Here is a 245-nt window from a genome sequence, read left to right as displayed (position 1 = left end):
CAGGACGGTATGGACAGACGCATGGGCAGCAGCCTCGTTGAAAACCGCATTCTGGGAGATCCGGATCGTCCGGCGCTTGCACCCGGAATGCCTTTTGTACGCACTTAGCGCGGCATCGAAGCGCCGCGCCGGTGGCGCGCCGGCGTCAACCCGTATGCCTGGCGGAACCGGCGGGTGAGATGCGCCTGGTCGGTGAAGCCGCAATCGCCGGCGATCCGCGCGATCGGCCAGTCGGTATCGCGCAG

At 66.9% G+C, this 245-nt stretch carries 1 protein-coding gene; it reads right to left on the bottom strand.

Going from position 1 to position 245, the window contains the following annotated elements; translation table 11 throughout:
- Positions 1–104 precede the first annotated feature (104 nt).
- Positions 105–245 (bottom strand): AraC family transcriptional regulator, encoded by a 141-nt coding sequence (locus SB822_RS59875; RefSeq protein WP_410859481.1) that lies wholly within the window; start codon positions 243–245, stop codon positions 105–107.

Origin of the sequence: Paraburkholderia sp. SIMBA_054, assembly GCF_046534875.1 — a bacterium.
GTDB classification, from domain to species: Bacteria; Pseudomonadota; Gammaproteobacteria; order Burkholderiales; family Burkholderiaceae; genus Paraburkholderia; species Paraburkholderia hospita.
This window is presented reverse-complemented; position numbering and strand designations above follow the sequence as displayed.